This is a genomic window from Moorena sp. SIO2C4, from assembly GCF_010672485.1.
Taxonomy (GTDB): Bacteria; Cyanobacteriota; Cyanobacteriia; order Cyanobacteriales; family Coleofasciculaceae; genus Moorena; species Moorena producens.
This window is the reverse complement of record NZ_JAAHGN010000743.1, coordinates 1-3842: the sequence shown is the minus strand read 5'-3', so window position 1 is coordinate 3842 and position 3842 is coordinate 1. Positions and strand designations below refer to the sequence as shown.

The 3842-nt window shown below is 42.0% G+C and carries 4 protein-coding genes; 3 read left to right on the top strand and 1 reads right to left on the bottom strand.

What is annotated here, in order from left to right:
* Positions 1–342: 342 nt before the first annotated feature.
* The 3 genes from F6K20_RS28255 to F6K20_RS28245 are packed head-to-tail and all read left to right on the top strand — an operon-like array spanning position 343 to position 2298.
* On the top strand, positions 343–519 hold the full coding sequence (locus tag F6K20_RS28255) for a hypothetical protein (RefSeq protein ID WP_158026519.1): 177 nt from the start codon (positions 343–345) through the stop codon (positions 517–519).
* A 53-nt stretch (positions 520–572) separates the two neighbouring features.
* A complete protein-coding gene (locus F6K20_RS28250; protein WP_287296888.1) occupies positions 573–908 on the top strand; it encodes an SDR family NAD(P)-dependent oxidoreductase in 336 nt (111 codons plus the stop codon).
* A gap of 10 nt (positions 909–918) precedes the next feature.
* Complete coding sequence (locus F6K20_RS28245; RefSeq protein WP_071103480.1) at positions 919–2298, top strand: saccharopine dehydrogenase C-terminal domain-containing protein; 1380 nt, start codon at positions 919–921, stop codon at positions 2296–2298.
* A gap of 62 nt (positions 2299–2360) precedes the next feature.
* On the opposite strand, the gene F6K20_RS28240 is transcribed toward F6K20_RS28245, so the two are convergent.
* Complete coding sequence (locus F6K20_RS28240) at positions 2361–3443, bottom strand: hypothetical protein (RefSeq protein WP_287251479.1); 1083 nt, start codon at positions 3441–3443, stop codon at positions 2361–2363.
* Positions 3444–3842 lie beyond the last annotated feature (399 nt).

Genomic DNA, 3842 nt, shown 5'->3' with positions numbered 1-3842 from the left:
CTATATCTTTTCCTATAACGTGAGTCCGTCAGCATATCCTAGATATTACTCCAGGCGTTGGCTTCTGACTCAATCTTGCTTCCATATGACTTGCGGCTAGCTACCTACTCAGAATATTCGACCTTTCTGAGAGTACATATGGGAGTTACTTCGTTCCTGATAACCAATCTTTGAACTTTTAGGGTGGTACTATTCACCGGGAGAGAGGGAAATCTTTTACAAGAGCGGCAAACCTTGTAAGCCTGTGTTCTCCGTTGACTTTTTGTCTGTAGCGTTGTTCAACCTTCTTATTTCGCTACATCGTAATAACGATGATTCATTCATACCTTCCTATTCGTACCCATGAGTTCTTTACCTAGGCTGACATCGGTCAGGTTAAAGGATGTTTTGCCCGTTCGACCCTCTTGCTGTTTAACTTATGGAGTTGCTATTTCCATTAGTCAGGGTAAGGTTGTCACTCGGATTTCACGAGGGATGGATTTTCACCATCATGGTTATCAAGTTGTCATGGTTCATTAGACCAGGCAGTTAATCCCCCATACTCTTTATCGGGTATGGTTTCTAACTAACGAATCGCACTACCGTATTTACGTCAGAGCAGTGAAGGCCGGATTATTAACATTGTTTCCAACGGTGCTAAATACATTGAAGACAGTAAAGTTGGCTATTCTATCAGTAAGTTTGGATTTTTAGCGGCATCACATGCCATGTTCCATGCCGCTAAAGAAGATGGTGTAAGAGTAACCGCCCTTTGCCCAGGATGGGTTAACACAAATATGGGCAAGGACTCTTCTTCTTTATCCCCAGAAAAGATGATTCAACCAGAAACTATAGCCGATATAGTGCTAATGTTATTGAATCTTCCTAATACAGTAGTAATCCCTGAATTAATTGTTGATAATGTATGAGGATATTTAGATGAAAAACATTTTGTTATTAGGTTCGGGTGTGTCAGTTGCTCCTCTGTGCGACTATCTGAATGAACGAGGCTATCACATTACTGTAGCCTCTAGGAATAAGATGACTGCAGAAGAAATTGTCAATCAGCATTCAAGCCGCAGTTTCTCTCCGATTGAGATTGATCGGTCAAATCCCGAAAATCAGGCTCTTGATCAATTGATTAAAGAAAGTAGTATTGTCATCAGCTTTTTACCCGGTCCCTATCAGCCCCTTGTGACAAAATACTGTCTGGAACATAGTGTGTCATTGATCATGACCTGCCATATCGGCTACTTGTTCAAGACTCAGCAAGAATTCGAACAATTGGATCAACAGGCAAAAGAAAAAGGCATTGCCATTGTGACAGAGGCTGGCACAGATCCTGGATATGGCAGCATGATCGGTAAAAAGCTGATTGACGATGTGCATGCTAAGGGCGGAGAGATTATCGATCTCTGGTATCATGTTGGTGTACTACCCTGTAATCCTAATATTAATCCGTTTGGTTATAAGTGCTTTTGGGCTCCTAAAAAATCCCTTTTTGCTTCGGTTAAGATCAAAGATGGCTCTGGAGACTGGATCAAGGACTCGCAGATACCCCTAATTCCAGGAGACAAAGTTTATTTAGAAACTAGAACGGTTGAAGTTCCCAATATAGGGACATTTGAATCTCGTCCAAATTCAGATTCTGGAGCTTATCTATACCCTAAGGTTTACGGTATTGATAATGTTAGAAACTTCTATCATGGAACATTAAGATACCCCGGTTGGGGAGAGACCTTACAGGGATTGATTGATCTTGGCTTCTCAGATACACAATATCGCCCTGAGCTGCTTCAGAAAACTTATCAGGAAATTGTCCTAGAACTGTGTGGCAGCACAAATGGTGATGCTAAAGCGTTGGTTGCTCAGAAATTGGGTATAGCAGTTTCCCATGATCTTATCATGCGCTATCAATGGCTGGGTCTGTTTGACGATAAGCCGATTATTCCCCCCAAAGATTCGCCCTCCTATTGTGATGTAATCTCTGACTTACTGGTTCAGAAACTGGGGGTTTATCAGCCAGGGGATACAGAAGTGGATCAAATTATCATGTATTACGACATGCTCGTGCAATACCCCGACAAAAAAGAACGCATCATTTCTATAACCAATCCTTCTGCTAAACAGGGTGACCATTACTCCATCTGTTCACAACTGACTTCCAAGACCGCTGCAATGATTGCTAGAAGATTATTGGAAGGTTCCCTGAATCTTACAGGTCTGAAATATCCCAGTATTCCTGAAATTTATGAGCCTGTTCTACAGGAGTACGCAGAGGAAGGGATTAGAAGTAAAGAAACCGTATTAGCAGCTTAACATCTGCGTAAGCATTCAGCTGACAGCTGACCCCTGACCCCTGACTGCTGACCGCTGACTGCTTACGATTCAACTGACTGTAAAATTCCATCTTCTAACTGATAAATTGCTGTCATAATCCCAGTTTCAGGATTGTTCAACAAAGATTTTTTAACCTGTTTTAAGTATCCTAATATATTGCTGCGTAAAATAGGTTTCTCGATTTTAAGGGTGTGGCGGTAATCCCAAACATCCCAAATTAATAAACCGATACCAGCCAGGGGATCAATTATACTTGCTCCTAACTCCGTTGCCACTAAACCACCGGTTTTTGCGGCCATTTTGCTAGCAGCTTTCCCAGCTAGTTTGGTGCTAACTTTACTCGCTACTTTTCCTCCCATGGAAACTAGGATAGGTTTAGCGACCAAGTAACCACTACCACCAATTAACAATTTCAGGGAAATATTGGATAGGTTTCCTTCTGTATCATTAATTGTCGTTGAAATTTCGTTAATATATCTATCCCACTGACCTTGAGGAATTTGATATTGGCTTTGGATGTCACTAAGATTGTTGCCCAACTCAGCCATATATAATTCAATCGTATCATTCGTGATTAGTTCCATCCTCATTTGAGCATTTTGAGGAACCAGTACTCGTTTAGAAAATTCTTTTTGGAACGTCTCGGTAAGTTTGGCGTCAATCGCTTCCTTGCCAGAGGGTAGCTTGGTATTGATTTGATGCATGATAGCATACTTTCCCCACATAAAAGGAACTGAAAGCTCCATCTTTTTCTGATTGAAATAATCAAAATACCAATCCAAAAAACTATCCACACGGGGGATTAACTCTGCTTCCCAAACATCTAACTCCTGGGCCGCAAACCCTTCAGCACTGGCGTGAGATGCTTTAACGGCATCAGCAACCGCTTGATTAACTTTACTAAAGTCGGGACGAGGTTCAATAACAACTGTTGGTTCAGTCGAGGGGGTAATTTGAGCAGGATTGGTCGAATGGGGGATTATAAGTTTGCTGACTAAGGGAATGAATACAATAATAATTACTACAGTCCAAATCAGTGGAGCCACTGACTTAATCAGTTGGGTAAAGGCTTGGATGCGCTCTGTCTTTTGGGTATAAGTTACTTCCTCTTCCTGTTGAATCATAGTGATTTCTCCACTGATTTAGGACTAGTATATTTTATACTATTTTAATCAATTTTTTTGTAAGCATTCAGCATTCAGCATTCAGCATTCAGCATTCAGCATTCAGCATTCAGCATTCAGCTATCAGCATTCAGCTATCAGCTATCAGCTATCAGCTATCAGCATTCAGCTATCAGCTATCAGCTATCAGCCAAAGGCCAATACTGACGCTACACGAATGGCTGACCACTGACCGCTGAGGGCTGAGGGCTGAGGGCTGAGGGCTGAGGGCTGAGGGCACCTCAAGTAGCACCATCTGTAGCGCATATGCTTACAAGCTCACTGGCGATCGCTTAAGTAATAGCGATTACCCAGGTACAAAGCTGCTGCCATAGCTAGTCCTGGCAAGGTAATAACCGC